The sequence below is a fragment of the Nitrospira sp. genome (genome assembly GCA_037045225.1).
Taxonomy (GTDB): Bacteria; Nitrospirota; Nitrospiria; order Nitrospirales; family Nitrospiraceae; genus Nitrospira_A.
In genome coordinates, this window is sequence record JBAOHZ010000009.1 from 507,474 (window position 1) to 524,961 (window position 17,488).

General features: G+C 59.3%; 11 protein-coding genes. 7 read left to right on the forward strand and 4 right to left on the reverse strand.

Annotation, left to right across the window (positions count from 1 at the left end; all coding sequences use genetic code 11):
* Positions 1-10 precede the first annotated feature (10 nt).
* Positions 11-3,208, forward strand: coding sequence for a multidrug efflux RND transporter permease subunit (locus tag V9G17_03385; protein ID MEI2751618.1), 3,198 nt, complete (start codon positions 11-13; stop codon positions 3,206-3,208).
* On the opposite strand, the gene modA is transcribed toward V9G17_03385, so the two are convergent.
* Positions 3,198-4,058 carry a molybdate ABC transporter substrate-binding protein gene (modA, locus tag V9G17_03390; GenBank protein MEI2751619.1) on the reverse strand — a complete coding sequence of 287 codons (861 nt, stop codon included), beginning with the start codon at positions 4,056-4,058 and terminating at the stop codon, positions 3,198-3,200. The genes V9G17_03385 and modA overlap by 11 nt on opposite strands.
* Positions 4,059-4,655: 597 nt before the next feature.
* Between modA and V9G17_03395 the strand changes: the two genes are divergently transcribed.
* The 5 genes from V9G17_03395 (at position 4,656) to V9G17_03415 (ending at position 12,335) form a co-directional block, all read left to right on the forward strand.
* Positions 4,656-6,155 (forward strand): efflux RND transporter permease subunit, encoded by a 1,500-nt coding sequence (locus tag V9G17_03395; protein ID MEI2751620.1) that lies wholly within the window; start codon positions 4,656-4,658, stop codon positions 6,153-6,155.
* Entirely contained in the window at positions 6,139-7,836 is a 1,698-nt protein-coding gene (locus V9G17_03400; GenBank protein ID MEI2751621.1) for an efflux RND transporter permease subunit, read from the forward strand. The genes V9G17_03395 and V9G17_03400 overlap by 17 nt, the downstream gene beginning before the upstream one ends.
* Entirely contained in the window at positions 7,833-9,104 is a 1,272-nt protein-coding gene (locus V9G17_03405; GenBank protein ID MEI2751622.1) for an efflux RND transporter periplasmic adaptor subunit, read from the forward strand. Before V9G17_03400 ends, V9G17_03405 begins: the two co-directional genes overlap by 4 nt.
* 82 nt (positions 9,105-9,186) lie before the next feature.
* Positions 9,187-10,731 (forward strand): efflux transporter outer membrane subunit, encoded by a 1,545-nt coding sequence (locus tag V9G17_03410; GenBank protein MEI2751623.1) that lies wholly within the window; start codon positions 9,187-9,189, stop codon positions 10,729-10,731.
* Between the two features lie 104 nt (positions 10,732-10,835).
* Positions 10,836-12,335 (forward strand): hypothetical protein, encoded by a 1,500-nt coding sequence (locus V9G17_03415; GenBank protein MEI2751624.1) that lies wholly within the window; start codon positions 10,836-10,838, stop codon positions 12,333-12,335.
* Between the two features lie 46 nt (positions 12,336-12,381).
* Here V9G17_03415 and V9G17_03420 read toward each other — a convergent pair whose 3' ends face one another.
* The 3 genes from V9G17_03420 to V9G17_03430 all read right to left on the reverse strand — a co-directional run bounded on the left by V9G17_03420 (position 12,382) and on the right by V9G17_03430 (position 15,916).
* Positions 12,382-12,849 (reverse strand): hypothetical protein, encoded by a 468-nt coding sequence (locus V9G17_03420; GenBank protein MEI2751625.1) that lies wholly within the window; start codon positions 12,847-12,849, stop codon positions 12,382-12,384.
* A 203-nt stretch (positions 12,850-13,052) separates the two neighbouring features.
* The gene (locus V9G17_03425; protein MEI2751626.1) at positions 13,053-15,491 is read right to left on the reverse strand and encodes a TonB-dependent receptor; all 2,439 of its coding nucleotides are present in this window, start codon (positions 15,489-15,491) and stop codon (positions 13,053-13,055) included.
* Positions 15,492-15,595: 104 nt separating this feature from the next.
* Positions 15,596-15,916 carry a hypothetical protein gene (locus V9G17_03430; protein MEI2751627.1) on the reverse strand — a complete coding sequence of 107 codons (321 nt, stop codon included), beginning with the start codon at positions 15,914-15,916 and terminating at the stop codon, positions 15,596-15,598.
* 174 nt (positions 15,917-16,090) lie between these two features.
* Here V9G17_03430 and V9G17_03435 point away from each other — a divergent pair, with 174 nt between their 5' ends.
* Positions 16,091-17,149 carry a 3-deoxy-7-phosphoheptulonate synthase gene (locus V9G17_03435; protein ID MEI2751628.1) on the forward strand — a complete coding sequence of 353 codons (1,059 nt, stop codon included), beginning with the start codon at positions 16,091-16,093 and terminating at the stop codon, positions 17,147-17,149.
* Positions 17,150-17,488: the final 339 nt, after the last annotated feature.

A 17,488-nucleotide genomic window follows, 5' to 3' on the forward strand; every position in this document is an offset into this window, starting at 1 on the left:
AGCCACGGCTGTGGACTTTTCAAAATTCTTCATCGATCGGCCGATCTTTGCCGCGGTGCTGTCCATCGTCATCTTCGCCGCCGGGTTGATCGCCATCCCCATTTTGCCGATCAGCGAGTACCCTGAAGTGGTCCCCCCCGCGGTCATCGTGCGCGCGATCTATCCGGGTGCGAACCCCAAGGTGATTGCCGAAACCGTCTCAACGCCGCTGGAAGAACAGATCAACGGCGTCGAGAACATGATGTACATGAAGTCGGTCGCCGGTTCCGACGGCGTGTTGCAAATGACGGTCACGTTCCGGCCCGGCACCGATCCCGACGCCGCCCAGGTGCAAGTACAGAACCGCGTCAGCCAGGCGCTGTCCCGGCTGCCGGCGGAAGTGGTGAGCCTCGGCGTCACGACGCAGAAGCAGTCGCCGACCTTCCTGGTGATGGTCCAGCTGCTTTCGCCGGATGGGAAATACGACGCGCTCTACCTGCGCAACTATGCGAACATCAAAATCAAAGATGAACTGGCTCGCTTGCCCGGCGTCGGCCAGGTGCAGATCTTCGGCAGCGGCGACTACGCCATGCGCATCTGGCTCAACCCGGACAAGATCGCGTCACGCGGGATGACCGCCGGCGACGTCGTCGCCTCTGTTCGAGAGCAAAACATCCAGGTCTCGGCCGGGCAGCTTGGCGCGGAACCGATCACACAAGGCACCGACTTCCTCATCTCCATCAATGCCCAAGGCCGCCTGCGTACGGCCCAAGAGTTCGGCAACGTCGTGCTGAAGATCGGAGCCGGCGGCGAAGTCGTACGCCTGTCCGACGTGGCACGGATCGAACTCGGGGCCAACGACTATACCCTGCGCGGACAACTCGACAATCAGGATGCGCCGCCGATCGCCATCTTCCAGGCCCCCGGTGCAAACGCGCTGACCGTCCGCGATGCGGTGATCGCCAAAATGGACGAGCTGAAGACGCGTTTTCCGCCCGGCATCACCTATCGCTCGGACTACGACACCACGGTGTTCGTGCGCGATTCCATTCAGGCGGTCGTCCAAACATTGCTGGAAGCGATCCTGCTCGTCGTGCTCGTCGTGATTCTCTTTCTACAGACCTGGCGTGCGTCGATCATTCCGCTGATTGCCGTCCCGATTTCCGTGGTCGGCACCTTCGCCGCGCTGTACCTGTTCGGGTTCTCGATCAATACCCTGACGCTCTTCGGCCTCGTCCTTGCGATCGGAATCGTGGTGGATGACGCGATCGTGGTGGTGGAAAACGTCGAGCGCAACATCGAAGAAGGCCGTACTCCGCTCCAGGCGGCCCACCAGGCGATGCAAGAAGTGTCGGGTCCGATCGTTGCCATCGCGCTGGTGCTGTGCGCCGTCTTCGTACCGATGGCATTCCTGAGCGGCGTCACCGGCCAGTTCTACAAACAGTTCGCCGTGACCATCGCCATTTCGACGGTCATCTCGGCAATCAATTCACTGACCCTTTCACCGGCACTGGCGGCAAAACTGCTCAAGAGCCACGGCGCACCAAAGGATGCCCTGTCCCGGTTGATCGAGCGTCTGTTCGGCTGGGTGTTCAGGCCGTTCAATCGCTTTTTCAAAGCCAGTTCCGACCGATATCAGGGCACCGTCTCGCGTACGTTGAAACATCGCGGTTCTGTCTTTGCCGTGTATGCATTGCTGCTGCTCGCCACCGGCTTGATGTTCCAAGCGGTGCCCCGCGGCTTCATTCCCACGCAAGACAAGTTGTATCTGATGGCGGGCGTGAAACTGCCGGAGGGCGCCTCACTCGAGCGCACGGATGCGGTCCTGCGTCAGGTCGTCGCGATCAGCAAGACCGTCGACGGTGTCGCCCATGTCGTGGCCATGACCGGACTGAATCCGTTGCAGTTTACGAATACGCCCAACTACGGCCTCGCCTTCCTCATCCTGACGCCGTTCGAGGAGCGTCATCGCAGCGCGAAGGACATCAGCGAAGAAGTGAATCAAAAGATTTCCGCCATCAAGGAAGGCATCACCTTTGTGTTGATGCCGCCGCCGATTCTCGGACTCGGCAACGGCGCGGGATATGGGCTCTTTGTGGAAGACCGGGCCGGACTCGGCTTCGGAGCACTGCAGAATGCCGTCAGCGGCCTGCAGGGCGCGGTCATGCAGACGCCAGGTATGGGGTATCCGATTTCCGGCTACCAAGCCAATGTGCCGCAACTCGATGCCGAGGTTGATCGTGTGAAGGCCAAGACGCAGGGCATTGCGTTGACGGATCTGTTCGCCACGATGCAGATCTATCTCGGCTCAGCGTATGTGAATGACTTCAACCTATTCGGTCGCACCTGGCGCGTCTACGCACAGGCCGACGGCGACTTCCGCGGCAAGGTGGAAGACATCGCAAACCTCAAAACACGCAACAACCGCGGCGAGATGGTCCCGATCGGCTCAATGGTGAAATTCAGCCAGACATATGGGCCCGATCCGGTGCTGCGCTACAACGGCTATCCCGCCGCCGATTTCATGGGAGAGGCCGATCCCGCCACGTTCTCGTCGGCACAGGCAATGGACAATATTCGCGAGATCGCCGGGAAGGTACTGCCAAACGGCATGACCATCGAATGGACCGATTTAAGTTTTCAGGAAGCGTCGCAAGGAAAAGCGGCCTTGCTGGTGTTCCCGGTGGCTATCCTGTTGGCGTTTCTCGTGCTCGCCGCCCTGTACGAGTCCTGGACCTTGCCGCTGGCGGTGATTCTGATCGTGCCGATGTGCATGCTCTGCGCGCTCGCCGGCGTGAAGCTCACCGGGGGCGATAACAACACGTTCGTACAGGTCGGCCTGGTCGTACTGATGGGCCTGGCTTGCAAGAACGCGATCCTGATCGTCGAGTTTGCGCGCGAGTTGGAACTGCAGGGGAAGGGCATCGTCGAGGCGGCACTCGAATCCTGCCGCCTGCGACTGCGCCCGATCGTGATGACGTCGGTCGCCTTCATTGCCGGGACGGTTCCGCTCGTGCTCTCCCACGGCGCCGGTGCGGAGGTGCGTTCCGCCACAGGCATCACCGTGTTCGCCGGGATGATCGGCGTGACCCTGTTCGGCTTGTTTCTCACACCGGTATTTTACGTCGGCCTCCGCCTGCTGTCGGGACGCACGCTGATCCGGCACGATGAGCCGATGAGACACGAAGCGCCGGACAGCGCGCAGACCCAAGTTAATCCTATTCATTAAGTACGTCCATGGTCTCGTACTTACGGTCTGCCAGCTTGATCCCCTCCTCTCCCCCCATCGCTGACATCGACTCGAACCCATACTTGAGCAGCAGCTTCTGGATGCGGGGGCTCGTCATGAAATCAAGAAACTCCTCCGCCACGGCACGCGACTCCGTCCGACAGGTCGAGACCACCGCCTGACCGAAATACACCGGCCTATGCACACCAAACGGGTTTTCGTCGATGATGCGCACCTGCCCGTTGCTGATGGCATCCACGCGATAGAGGATGCCCGCATCGGCCGCGCCGTGCTGAATGAGATCAACCATCTCCTCACTATGCCGGGCGTAAATCGGATGAAAGCGACTCTTGTACGTCGGCTCGACCTGCGTGAGCAGCCGAGCCGTGAGGTCCCCAAGCCCCGACGTCTTCGGGTCACCGAGCGCGATACGAAATGCCCGATTGAGCCCGACATCACGGAAGGAGACCGGCGTGGCTCTGGACGTTGCCGACATGACGAGCACGAGCGAGGTTTGCCCATAGATCCGAGGGCTCTCGCCGACCGTCAACCCTTTCTTCTGCAATTTTTCTATTTCCTCGGCCGCCGCGGGTAGAAACACATCGATCGCCGCTCCCTGTTCAATGTCCCGACGCAGTGTCTGCGAGGGGCCATAGACGACCCGCACCGTCGCACCATATTCCCCCTCGAACAATGGCACGAGTTCCTGGAAGGCCGGTTTGAGACTATAGGCTGCTCCAATCGTCAGAGATTCGGCCCGTGCAGGCTCGACGGCCGTCATGGCGCCCGCAACAAGACCCGCAAGACAGAGCGCCACACCGACTTTCCGCATATTCGTCATTCCACGCATCTCGCTCGCCCTCCCGGTTGTAACAGCTTGGATCGAATCGACGCGGCCCCCGCCGCCTACGGATGATCGTTCGTGCGGAGTGGGTACAGAGAACCGGCTAGATACGCAGCAATATCGATGCCCCTACGTAAATCCATGCGGCCATCTCGAGCAAACCAATCAACAGTCATACTTATCGCGATCCCTCTTTGAGACCCCGCTTCCTCACAGTCGTGCCGATCCTGCAAGAACAGTGAACTGCCGCACTATTCGCTCAGAGCGAATCTGCACTCTTCGTGGCACCCTGCCGTGGAGACACTAAATAACGGAGCTACGGGCGAGAAGCCTGCCCCATATATGGCCCTAGTGCGCCAAGCCCCTTCGCAACGCCATCGAATTTCCATGGCAAGTCCCTTGCTCTCCCTCACCCCTATCACCGAGGACGGATCAGCCTGATCCACCATCAGGTGGGATCATTGATCTCAGGAAAACGATGTCTCGCCGCATCAAAATTGGCCGATGCACCGGCCCCTTTTAGCAACCGAACCCGATGATGTTCATGGGGGATCGAGTGGCTCGAATGACACGGCATCAGAAGACTCCTAGCAGGGGGCGAGCATGAACGAGATCGTCCTCATCGCGCTGCGCAGGCCATACACCTTCGTGGTCATGTCCATCCTGATCGTACTGTTGGGCACCAAGACGGTGCTCCATATGCCGACCGACATCTTTCCGAATATCACGATTCCTGTCACCTCCGTAGTCTGGATCTACAGCGGCCTGCTGCCGCAGCAGGTGGAAGGGCGCATCACCTATCTGTTCGAACGTTTTTTGACCTCGACGGTGGAAGGCATCAAGTACATCCACAGCCACTCCTACTTCGGCAGCAGCATCACCAATATTTTTCTGCAGGACGGAGTCGACGTGGGCAGGGCCGAAGCGGATATCGTGGGGATCGCGCAGAACGTCGTCAAGGCGCTGCCACCCGACATCTCGCCGCCCATGGTCATGCGCCTCGCCCCCTCGTCCATCCCGGTGGCCATGCTCCAAATCAGCTCCGACCGCATGACGCCCGCGGAGCTCTATAACCTCGTCTACATGCGCATCCGTCCCCTGCTGGTGACCGTACCGGGAATCGTGCTGCCGCACCCCTACGGCGGCCAGGACATGCAGGTCATGGTCAACCTCGACCAGCAAAAATTGCTCGCCCGGCAACTCACTCCGGCGGACATTCACGATGCCCTCATGAAGCAATACCTCGTGCTGCCGGCCGGCGACATCAAAATCAAGTCGACGGACTGGATCGTCATGACCAACGCGTCGCCGCTGAAGATCGATCATTTCAACGATATCCCGATCAAACGGGAAGGCAACGCCTTCGTCTATCTGCGCGACGTCGCCACGGTGCAGCTCATGGGCCGGGTGCAACAAAACGCAGTGCTGGTGAAGGGCAAACAGACCGTCATCCTCGTCGCGATGAAAAGCACCGAGGCCTCGACCCTCGACGTGGTCGATGGGATCAAAAAGATGATCCCGCGCGCCGAGCAAATTTCTCCGGAAGGTGTCGAAATCACGCTGCTCGACGATGCCTCGACCTTTGTGAAGGATTCGATCTCCGACGTGCTGCACGAAATGCTGATGGCCGGTGCCCTGGTCGGTCTCATCGTGCTCCTGCTGCTCGGCTCCTGGCGGGCCACGGTCATCGTCTGGACCTCGATCCCGCTGTCCATCCTGACCGCCATCATCGGCCTGCATCTCCTCGAAGAGACCGTCAATGTGATGACCTTGGGCGGGCTCGCGCTGGCCGTCGGTATTCTGGTCGACGATGCGACCGTGATGATCGAAAATATCGATCGCCATATCGAAATGGGGAAGCCGCTCGAACAGGCCATCATCGATGCCGCCAATCAGATCGTCGTTCCGACGCTCGTCGCGACTCTCTGTATTGCGATCGTCTGGCTTCCGCTCTTCGAACTCGGCGGCGTCGCAGGCTACCTGTTTAAACCCATGGCGGAGGCGATCATCATCGCGATGCTCGCCTCCTTCATCCTCTCGCGCACACTGGTGCCGACCATGGCGAAATATATGATGAAGAGTCACCATGTCGCGACCGCATGATCCGACGAGTCAGACGGATGTGGCGCCATCACGGAACCCGTTCGTTCGCTTCCAGCAGGGATTCGAACGCGGCTTCAACCGGTTCCGCGAGCGTTATGGCCTGCTGCTCGAGCAGGCCATCGCCCATCGCCGTAGCTTCGTGACCATCTCCCTGGCCATCGCACTGGCCTCGCTGTCGCTCTTCTTCTTTCTCGGGCGCGATTATTTTCCCGAGATCAGGTCGGGGATCATTACGATGCATATGCGGGCGCCGCTCGGCACGCGCATCGAAGTCTCAGGACGCATTGCCACGCTTGTCTCCGACAGCATTCATGAGTTACTGCCGGGCCAGGTCGAAAATGTCGTCAGCAATTGCGGTTTGCCGGTCGGGCCGCACAACCTTGCGTTCATTCCGACGCCGACGATCGGTTCTCAGGATTGTGACCTGACGATCCTCTTGAAGAATGAAAAGTCGCCGGTATGGGATTACCGCCGCACCCTTCGCAAGGGATTACGGGAACGTTATCCGGGAACCGAATTCACGTTTCAGCCGTCTGATCTGACCGCCAAAATTCTCAACTTCGGCGCACCGGCACCGATCGATGTACAAATCAACGGGCCGGACGTCTACCCCAACTACGAATACGCCCGCAAATTAGTGGGCAAGTTTCGCGAGATCCCCGGCGCCACCGACGTGGTGATCCAGCAAACGATGCGCACACCGACCCTCATGGTCGAAGGCAACCGCACGTTCGGACTGGGCGTCAACAGAACCCTGAAGACGATGGCCGACAATCTGCTCATGACCACCGCCGGGAGCCAACAGGTCGACCAGATCTATTGGCTCGATCCCAGTACCGGCATGTCGTATCTGATCAACGTCTATACGCCGCAGGCACAGATCAACAGCGTCAATAGTCTCAAAACCATCCCGGTCGAGTCCTCCGGCGACTCTTCGAGCGGCCAGTCAGTCCAGCTCCTCGGTAATTTAGCCAACCTTTCAGCGGAGGGCACGCCGGGGGTCGTCACGCACGGGAACATCATGCCGCTCTTCAACATCTATGTCTCCGCCGAAGGGCGCGATCTCGGCGGAGTGCTGGCAGATGTCGAACAGGTAGCCAAACGCATGGAAGACGAGTTACCCCGCGGCGCGGCGCTCGAAATCCATGGCCAGGCCTCACTCATGCACGACGCCTACTTCGAGTTGATCTTCGGACTCCTTGTCGCAATCGCGCTGGTCTATCTGCTGATCGTCGTCAACTTCCAATCCTGGCTGGATCCCTTCATCATCATTACGGCATTGCCCGGCGCACTGGCAGGCATCGCGTGGGCTTTGTTCCTCACCCATACGCGACTATCGGAACCCGCGCTGACGGGCGCCATCATGACCATGGGCACGGCGACCGCCAACTCGATTCTTGTCGTCTCCTACGCCCGTGAACGGCTCGAAGAGCACGGCGACGCGTTGCGAGCCGCGATCGAAGCCGGCACCACGCGCTTCCGTCCTGTGCTCATGACCGCTTCAGCTATGATCATCGGAATGGTCCCCATGGCGACGGGGTATTCTGCGAATGCGCCACTGGGTCGCGCCGTCATCGGCGGCCTGCTCGTTGCCACCCTCTTCACCCTACTGTTCGTGCCCTGCATCTACGCGATGATCTATAGCCGGCGCATGCCCCGGCAAGAGGAGCACACTGCATGAGCCACTTATTCGCTGGGAAAAGCCTGGCACTCTCAACTGCGCTGTTGTGCGCGTGTTATCTCGGCTATCGAATATACGAATCCAAAAGCAACGCCGTAGTCTTGGCCGAGCAAACGCTCGAAGACGCGGTCCCCACGGTGGCCGTCGTGAATCCCAAGCCGGGGGCCTCAAGCGAGTCGATTACACTCCCCGGCAATATTGTCGGTTGGTACGAAGCACCGATGTACGCACGCGTCACCGGCTACGTAAAGATGTGGTACAAGGACTACGGCGATCGGGTCAAGAAAGGCGACATCCTCGCTGAAATCAATGCGCCGGATCTGGACGCCGAATATGCGCAGGCCAAAGCGGATCTGGACACCGAGCGCGCCAGGTACCGACTCGCCGAAGTCACCGCCCAACGGTGGGTGGCACTACGCCCCAATCACGCCGTCTCCGAGCAGTCGATCACGGTGCAGGAACAAAACCTGAAAGCCGAAGCGGCGAAGGTCAGGGCCGCGGAGCAAAAGGTTCGGAACATCGATGCGTTCATTCGCTTCAAAAACATCATCGCCCCGTTTGACGGCGTGGTCACTCAGCGCAACATCAATGTCGGGGACCTGGTCAGCAAGGAAGGCAACCTCAATACTCCAAAAGCCATCACCAATCTTTTTACGGTGGCCGACGTCCATATGCTGCGCCTCTTCGTCAGCGTACCGGAATCGTTCGGGCCGTTTCTCCAGCCCGGCCTCACGGCCACTGTGACCGTTCCGCAACTGCCGAATCGTCATTTCACCGCCAAGTTTCTGACCGTCGCCCGCGGATTCGATGTGGGCACACGTACGGCCGTGACCGTCTTCACCATTGAAAATGAGGACCGCGCGCTCTGGCCGGGCTCGTATGCTCAGGTGCATCTCACGGCACCGGTCGACAGACAAGTCTTCACGATTCCCTCCACCGCGTTGGTGTTCCAAGAGCACGGCACGCAAGTGGCCGTGGTGACGGAGGACAACCGCGTGCGCTTACACCCCATCACGGTGAGCCGACTCCTCGACAGCTCCGTCGAAGTGGCAGAAGGGATTTCGGCGAGTGACCGTATCGTGAATAATCCGAGCGCCGCATTGCTCGACAACGATAAGGTGCGCGTCGTGACACCGGCGTCCGGTTATGATCTCCTCAGCGCAGAAGGCCCTGACTCAATAACAACTCCCGAGGCACAAGCTCCTACGGCCACAGCAGATCCCGGCTCACAAGTAGCCCCGACCCCAACTGCACACTCACCCCAATAGGGGGCTGTTACACGTGATGGGCGAACGCATACGAACAAGACCCGATCTTCTCCACCTCGTTCGCACCTGCGCGCGGTGCAGCTTGATACTGCTGGCGCTCGGCCTGCCGGCTTGTAAGGGATTCCCGGCCTTCGATTTAGCGCCGCGCTATGAACTGCCTGAGTACGTCGTCCCCGCCTCATGGAAGGGCGCCAGTCCTTTCGTCGAGGCGACGCCGTCGGATGACGAATTGCGCACGGATTGGTGGAAGCTATTTAACGATCCCGTCCTGAACAAGCTTGAAGAACAGGCCATGGCGGCCAATCCCGATCTGCAGGCCGCCGCCGAGCGGTTCGTCCAAGCTCGCGATGTGATGATGAAGGCCCGCGCACAATACCTGCCTCACCTCGGCCTAGGGTTTGGCGCCTCGGACAATAGGGAATCCATTAATCGACTGTTTCGTCCTCCGGACATTTCGCAATTCGGGACGACCGTTCTCGGCGGAGGGCTCGCATCCTGGGAACCGGATTTCTGGTCGGCGCTTCGGAATGCGACGCGTGCCGAGCTCTATCGCGCCGAAGAGCGCGCCGCCGACTACGGGCTCGCGCGCCTCAGTTTGCAGGCGGAACTGGCCGCCGATTACTTCGTCCTACGAGGATACGACGCGCAACGCGCCATCTATAAACAATCGATCGACCTGTACCAACAGTCGCTGGACCTCGTGAAGGCGCAATTCGCCGGCGCGATCGCATCGGCGCTGGACGTCGCTCGAGTCGAATCGCTGCTGTTCAGCACCGAGACGAAATACGCGCAGATTCAGGGGCAACGTCAAGTGACCGAACAAGCGATCGCCATCCTGCTCAATCTCGCGCCGGCCGGTTTTCAGGTCGAACCGGTCGATGATCTGCGTGTGGCGAAGTTTACGATTCCGCGAACCATCCCCTCCACCTTGCTTGAGCGTCGACCCGACATCGCGGGGATGGAACGTCGAATGGCGCAGGCGAACCGCGTGATCGGTATTGCCCGCGCCGCCTTTTATCCCAATGTGTTGTTCCGAGCCGGAGGCGGGTTTGAAGATACCGCCTTTAATCTGATCTCGCTCGCCAATAGTTTCTGGTCGTACGGCTCAAGTGTGTCGCTTCCGATTTTTCAGGGAGGGTATCGCCGTGCTCAATTGCAGCAGGCCTGGTCGGCCTATCGCGAGACAGAAGACCTCTACCGCTCAACGGTGCTCAACGCCTTCCGCGAAGTCGAAAATAATTTGAGCCTGACGGACCGACTGACCCTTGCAGCCAATCGGCAGGACGCCGCTGTCGGTGCCACCCTCAAGACGCAAAATCTGACCACGGAACTCTATCAGGGCGGGCTGGCGTCCAGCCTTGAACTTATTTATGCACAGGTCGCCACGCTCACCGCGCGCATCGACTCAGTACAAATCAAGGCTGAACTACTGAAATCCTCGGTGGGTCTCATCCGTGCACTCGGCGGAGGGTGGAACCGCCAGCAACTGCCGACCGACGACCAGATTCAACCCTTCGGAACCTTCCAGTACACGAATCTCGATAAACCTGCACCCGCGGGCGGCATCGACGTCAATGCGGAAAACAATCGGGTGCACAACGATCTCACCAAGCCCGCCGTTCGATAGCCGGCGCCCCCATAAATGACGTTATCGGTTGGAGGCAGGCGTTGTTCGTGCGATCCTTGGGAATGTGCCCTTCTCCCCTCCCTACGAGGTTCGTAGCACCCTTCATGATGATGCGGAACGCTCTCGCACTTCCCCTTACTCTTGTGCTGACCGCGCACCTGGGCGTCTACGCTGTACACCATGCCCATGCCGCAGACCAGCGACAGGCCGCTCAGCACTATGAGTTATCCAGAGGGGCGGGAGAGAAACGATCCGAGTGCGTCGGGCTGATACGAGTCGGCCCCACTATCGCCCTCGAGGATCTGGAGGCAACTCGGACACATTCCTACGGCGCGAAGATTTCTCTCCGAGGGACCAAAGACTCCGTGATCTGCGAAAATATTCTGCACCCAGCCATGCAGAGCTTTCTTAAGGACAGTGCGGTGAGGTTCCACAATGGCATGACTGTGCCTCTTGCGCAGGTGTTTGGCCAGATTCTTGAAGCGGGCAAGCAGCCGCGCATACCGCAAACGTTTACCTCCACAGCACTCGACAGGATACCTGTTCACGCCCTTCATGCGGTGGTGGTGTATGAGGGGACGGCAATTCGTCCCGATCCCCACCCTATCGACACTCCGCAGGGAATCATCCACATCAAGGTGGAGCACACGCACGGACCTATCACACTCTTTCTGATGTCCTATGACCCGGTCGATTGGAGGGTCTCCGCCACCGATGATGCCCACATAGAGTCAGTTATTCTCCGCGGGTACTCTCGTCAAACGATTCAAGGCCTGAGCAAGACCGTTCCCATCAATATTGTCTCTCTCGAGGATGACGGACCGGAACAGATGATGCCTCCATTTTCTCGAACGCTCGTGACCTCCCGAGATGGGCTGATTGAGTTTAAATCCTACGTGCGCGCGATGGTCGGAGTCGAGCCCGTGACCGTCCAGAGCATGTATACAGGCCATTCGATTGTGATCGACGGAAAGACAACCCTCGCCTATCCTGCCCCCATCGAAAGGCCGATCACGCAACCAGTCGTCTTCACATCGGACAACGAATCATCTGCACGATTCCACGGACGCAAGATGATTTCGCCGGATCGACTGACGGTCGGCTACGGGATGAGCGGCGCTTCGACGGAGAGCATCGCCAGTGTGCCGCACAGCAGAGGGAAATGGTACGCCGAATTCATGGTTCATGTCGGAAGCGACAACGCGGTCTCAGACACATGGACCAATGTCGGGATCCGGTCTACAGCCAATGAGCAAGGGGGACTTGTCCCACATGAGGGGCAATTGTCCTACGGAGTTAAGCGGTATCTTACGAACTCGGGCGGGCTGCGTGACAAAGATGTGATAGGACTGGCCATGGACCTGACGCAAGGCCATCTGTATGTTCGGCACAATGGCGCATGGGTGGGTGGCTCACCGGAAGGCGGGAATCCAATCATTCACATCACGAACGACCGCGAGTACGTCGTGGCAGTAGATGTCGGCTCCCCCGGGCAGGATTATAGTAAAACGGACACATGGACCGGCAATTTTGGTTCGACACCTTTCCACCATCCTCTTCCAGAAGGGTTCGAACCGTACGGAGGCCGCCGACCGACGCAGTGAGGAGTCGTACCGAAAAGACCGTCGGCTTCGCTTGTTCGAGACGCCCCTACTGCGACCGAAAGTGAATCCGCACGGTGAGTTCTCCCTCGACGGGGTCGTCGCCCTTGAGTTGCGGTAGGAACGTCCATTTGTTCAACGCGATGATGCCCGCCACAGTCAGTTCGCGGTGTTTTGCCGGTTCCAACACCACGACCGTCACCTGTGATTCTTTCGACACGAGCAAGCGCGCCTTCATCCAATCATCGAGCGGCTTGCCGTCCAGCGAGGAGGGAATCGCGGGCCAGGGCGTGGATTTCGGCACCGGCCCTACCTGCTGATCTTTATTCAGCGACAGCCCGTGCACATGCACTTCCGGCAATTCGATGATGTCCGCATCCAACGCATGATCCGCTTCATGCGTCGCCTCATCACCTGTCGTGCCCCTCGCCGCAAGCGGCGACAGGCACAGACACAAGACACAGATCCAGACTATCCGTCCCGTCACACACCCTACTGCATCAATGATGTTCGTCATATCGTCATCCCAATCATTCCAAGGCGATGATGCTCAAACAGGCCATCCAGCAAGACCGCATTTTCTCACAGTCAGGAGCAGATGCCCAACAAGGTCGTCCAGCAAGGCCGCAGGGGACTCGGCGAGTGAGGCGTACCCTTGCGGTACGTCGCAGGGAGACGAGTGACCGAGAACGCCGCTGGCGACCTTGTTCGGCATCTGCCCTAGAAGAACCACTGGCCGCGAAAAAAGAACGACCTCGGCATCCCCGCATGGGCGACCCCCAACCCGATGCTGCCCTCTCCCTGATTGATATAATACTGCTGATCGAACAGGTTGATGATGTCGAAGCCGAGCAGGAACTTCTGTCCCTCCCAAGGCAACGGAAACACATGGGCGATCGAGACATTGTAGATGGTGTACGAAGGGCTGTGCGTGGAGTTGGTTTTGGCCTCTTCGTTTTCCGCCGTCCGTAATCCTGACGCGAACAACATCTGCCCCGTCACCGTGGTCCGCTCCAGGAACCGATACGTCATAATCGCCGAACTCGTCAGGGTCTGCATGTGATCGCAGAACACGCCGCCCCGTGAATTGATGTCCGCAATTTCCTTCGCCTCCAGGAGGAAATGCCCGGACTGCAACCCATACCCCTTACATTGCCCCCAGGCCACATTGCCGCGCGCCGTGAGATTCTCGGTCAATTGCAGTTTCAACGCCGCGTCCATGCCCCGCTGCCACCCCCGCTCGAAGGCAAAGTAGTTCAACAACGGCGTCGTGCCAAACTGTCCCGCATCGGATAGGAAATTGCTGAGCTTGTACCAGCCGGTGAATTGCAACGTGGCATACCGGTTCAGCGCATGGTAACTGCCGACCTCGAAGTAGTGTGCCCGCTCGGCCCGCACGGTATTGTTCGTCGTGTCATCCGGCTGGGCCCGCGTGCCGGCGGTGTTCAGCTTCGCAAAGGAAATGGCTTCCAGATTCGGCGGCGTGAACATGCGACCATAAAAGACGTGAAACACGTTCGAGGGGTCGTACTTGTAGCTCACACCAACGCGCGGGCTGACCTGCCCTTCGTTCCGCAAGTATTGGACGGCGTCACCGCGGAGCCCGAGGTTGAACGTCCACCGTTCATTGGGTGTCCATTGGTCTTGAATCCAAAACTCCTGGCGATACCCGATCTGGCGGTTGTCGGCATTCAGGCTGAGTAGGTCTCCCGTTGGATTCCCCGCCCCATCGTCGGCAAAGGTGAACAGCCGCGTCTTGTTCACTGATTGGGTCCGGTCGATTTGGAACCCGGCTTTGATGAGGTGTTGAGGACTATGCACGTAGGTATAATCGAGACGCAGGCCCGTCGAATAGGCGTTCCGATCCTGATCGGACGCCGAAAAAGGCCCCGTAGGGTCGGCCGTGTAGGCCAGCACGTTCAGCGGGTCGGTCTTAAACGTGGCGCGCGTATGACGCATGTATCCCGCGAGACTGAAAAAATTGTTCGCGTTCACATCATGCCGCCACACCATGTGGCCGTACTGGTTATTTTCCTTTTGGAATTCATTGAGCGCCTGTGAGGCGACCGGAGTGAAGCCGGGCCGCCCGGCCTGCAGCAGCGGCAACATCTGCCCGCTCGGATCCAGGTCCAGGCCCGGTTGCGTCGGAATCTGATACTTGGCCACAGAGTTCAAGAACAGCCAGGTGAAATTGTTTCTATTGTCGTGCTGATAGTCGCCACGGATGAACGTCTGATTGCGTTCGCTCTGTCCGTGGAAAATCGAATGACCGAGCGTCGGCGGCTCAATGCCACGGTTGGTGGCCGTGTGGCTGTTCAAGATATAGAACCGAAACTTTTCGCCGATGGTGCCGCCGTATTCCATCGATGGATTAATCGTCTGATTCGACCCGCCCATGACCTGCATCGACCCGAACGACGGCTTGGTCCCGCTTTTTGTCGTAATGTCCAGGACGGCCGCCGCCTTGTTCCCATATTGGGCTTCCATACCGCCCAGGATGATGTCCGCCCGCTCCCAGGCCCGGGGGCTGATCACATCCGAGAAGGTGGACGAGACGGTGTCTGGAATCGGCACACCGTCGACCCGCAATTGAAGATTGGCATGGTCTTGACGGATATGCACCTGCTTGAGCGATCCGTAGACCGCACTCGGAATCGTGAGGAGTACATCCTGCAGCTCGTTGTTATTTCCTCGCGGCAACGCCTCGATCTCCTTGCGACTCAGCGCATAGGTTTCGCTGGAGGCCTTGTACTGAATGGGCGCGAGCGGTGAGACCACCTCGAGTGCAATCTCCTTCGTCTGCGACAGGGTGAGCACGATGGGCGCGAGAGACGCAGCCCCCGCCTTCACGATGGCATACTCGCTACGATAGGTCTCCTGCACGGCGCTGACGGAATAGGTGCCCGCCGCCGGAATGTCCACGGCAAACTCTCCCGCCTCATTGGCTACCGCTGTCCCGACCAGGCTCCCTTCCTGATCCTTTACCTCAACGGTGGCTTGACCGACACGGCGCAGATCCTGATGTTGAACCACTCCGACGATGGTCTGTGATGGCCGACCCGCTGGTTCCTGCGCGTAGCCAGACACGGCCCCGAACGCAACGACACTCAAGATGAGTCCGAGACACAGCTGACACAGGGCACGACACGACACCATCATACAAACCTCCCCCAACAATCATCCCGCGCACGTCACGACCCAGGGCAAAGCCCGGTCCGTCGACGATACGGAGACAGCCGAATTAAATACGCGCGGCGTGAAGATTAGGGTAGAGGCGGTGCGCGCGACGTTCTGGTGGTCGCGAGAGACTGAGAACTGAGGATGGATTGATCAACGGGCGGTGGCGGAGCTTCCGCCAGGAACGAGCAGGTCGCCGGTGCATCACCAACCAGCGAATGGCCGGTATGATATTGCACCCACTGACAGAGGTCGGTATCGGAATGCTCATGCCCGTCATGGTCGGCCGCCGCCAGCTCGTGATGAATCTCCAACGCCGCGGCAAACGGCGCCATCGCGAGCAACATGCACGCGAGCAGCAGCGCGACGACCGAGCTGGGCTTTTTGTCGGCGAGACGACGAAACATGACCATCCTGGTGAACAGGTCTACGAGGCCTGAGTTGTAACAAACGCCCCGGTTGAAAGCAAGAATGCGGTGCACGCCCCCGTCCCTCTGGACTTTATCCTCTAACATTCGCTATCTTGGTGCACCTTCTTAACGTGACGGGTGAACCAGACAGACCTTTTCAAAGGGACACATATGACCAGGCCGATCGATAACCAGCACGTCATTGAGATTAAACCGCTCCCCTCGCCGCGCGATGTCAAAACCAACCTGCCGATCAGCGACGAGGTGTCCGAGTTGGTCTTCCAGACGCGGCAGGCGATCCGGAACATCCTGCACGGCCGTGACATGGACCGGCTCATCGTGATCGTCGGCCCTTGCTCCATTCATGATGCCGATGCCGCCTACGAGTATGCCGACCGCCTCAAACCGGTGGCCGACGCCGTCCGCGACAAACTCCTGATCGTCATGCGCACCTACTTTGAAAAGCCCCGCACCACGGTGGGCTGGAAGGGCCTGATCAACGATCCTCAGCTGGATGGCACCTGCGACATTACTCAAGGTATTCAACTGGCCCGGACCATTCTCTTGAACATCAACGGCAAAGGCCTCCCCTGTGCCACGGAATTGCTCGACCCGGTCACGCCACAATACATCGCCGACCTGTTGAGCTGGACCGCGATCGGCGCACGGACGACTGAAAGCCAAATCCATCGCGAGATGGCCAGCGGCCTCTCGATGCCCGTCGGATTCAAGAACGGAACGGAAGGCAGCCTGCAAGTCGCCATCAACGCCATGATCACCAGCCGGAGCCCGCACCATTTTGTCGGCGTCAATGCCGACGGCATCACCTCCATCATCAAAACCACCGGCAACCCCGATCATCATATCGTGCTGCGCGGCGGCGGCGGACGCACGAACTATAGCGTCGAGGATATCGCCCGCGCAGAAACGGCGGTGGCCAGCGAAGGCCTGGCCCGCGGCGTGATGGTGGACTGCTCGCACGACAATTCCGGCAAGAACCACCAACGCCAGGTGGAAGTCGCCGGCGAAGTCCTCAAGCAATTCCAGCAAGGCCGTCGTTCCATCATGGGCCTCATGTTGGAAAGTCACCTGCAAGGTGGCCGGCAAAGCTGGGATCCCAACAAGGCCCTCACCTACGGCATGTCGATCACCGACTCCTGCCTGGCCTGGAGCGACACCGAAGCCTTGCTCTATGGCATGGCCGAATCGCTCGCCACGCGCTCCGTGTAGTTTTGCGGCAGATTCGTGTCGACGACTCGGTCCTCCGCTGAGGAACACCCGCCAGCTCTGCCTTACGAACAGTGCGACGGACCGAGCGCCGACGGCTCACCCTACGCCTCTGTTCCTCGCGTATCTCAATCACTCCCCTCGACGCTCCAGGTCGGATACCCTGCGGAGATTTGTCTGTCTTTCCCCACCTAAAGGGACTAGAGTGACACAGCATCTAGCACGCCTCCTATCGCTGCGTTCGATCCGCATCACAGCTCGCATCGAAGTGTCCGAATTGTCGATTGTCCCATAGCCGGTTGCTCGCAGACTCCGCGGCCCGCATTCTTCATGACGGTTCGC

What these genes read in the sequence shown, in the direction of transcription:
- modA (MEI2751619.1), bottom strand. Translation starts at nt 4,058, where the DNA reads ATGCGTGGAATGACGAATATGCGGAAAGTCGGTGTGGCGCTCTGTCTT.
- V9G17_03395 (MEI2751620.1), top strand. Translation starts at nt 4,656, where the DNA reads ATGAACGAGATCGTCCTCATCGCGCTGCGCAGGCCATACACCTTCGTG.
- V9G17_03400 (MEI2751621.1), top strand. Translation starts at nt 6,139, where the DNA reads ATGTCGCGACCGCATGATCCGACGAGTCAGACGGATGTGGCGCCATCA.
- V9G17_03405 (MEI2751622.1), top strand. Translation starts at nt 7,833, where the DNA reads ATGAGCCACTTATTCGCTGGGAAAAGCCTGGCACTCTCAACTGCGCTG.
- V9G17_03415 (MEI2751624.1), top strand. Translation starts at nt 10,836, where the DNA reads ATGATGATGCGGAACGCTCTCGCACTTCCCCTTACTCTTGTGCTGACC.
- V9G17_03420 (MEI2751625.1), bottom strand. Translation starts at nt 12,849, where the DNA reads ATGACGAACATCATTGATGCAGTAGGGTGTGTGACGGGACGGATAGTC.
- V9G17_03425 (MEI2751626.1), bottom strand. Translation starts at nt 15,491, where the DNA reads ATGATGGTGTCGTGTCGTGCCCTGTGTCAGCTGTGTCTCGGACTCATC.
- V9G17_03430 (MEI2751627.1), bottom strand. Translation starts at nt 15,916, where the DNA reads ATGTTTCGTCGTCTCGCCGACAAAAAGCCCAGCTCGGTCGTCGCGCTG.
- V9G17_03435 (MEI2751628.1), top strand. Translation starts at nt 16,091, where the DNA reads ATGACCAGGCCGATCGATAACCAGCACGTCATTGAGATTAAACCGCTC.